Genomic DNA, 306 nt, shown 5'->3' with positions numbered 1-306 from the left:
GGAAAGTCCGGGCTCCACAGGGCAGGGTGCCAGGTAACGCCTGGGGGCCACACTGGTGACGGTGTGGCTACGGCTAGTGCCACAGAGAAGATACCGCCTGTTCCTTCCTCGTGTCGGAACCGGTAAGGGTGAAAAGGTGCGCTCTTACCGCACCTTTTCACCCTTACCGGTTCCGACACGAGGAAGGAACAGGCGGTATCTTCTCTGTGGCACTAGCCGTAGCCACACCGTCACCAGTGTGGCCCCCAGGCGTTACCTGGCACCCTGCCCTGTGGAGCCCGGACTTTCCTCCAGCGGCTACGCCGC

1 other RNA gene is annotated in these 306 nt (G+C 62.7%); it reads right to left on the bottom strand.

From position 1 onward, the window contains the following. Nucleotides 1–15: 15 nt before the first annotated feature. Nucleotides 16–290, bottom strand: an RNA gene (gene rnpB, locus A3714_RS06220) — RNase P RNA component class A. Between the last annotated feature and the right edge of the window lie 16 nt (nt 291–306).

This window comes from Alcanivorax sp. HI0007 (assembly GCF_001635525.1).
GTDB lineage: Bacteria > Pseudomonadota > Gammaproteobacteria > Pseudomonadales > Alcanivoracaceae > Alcanivorax.
This window is presented reverse-complemented; position numbering and strand designations above follow the sequence as displayed.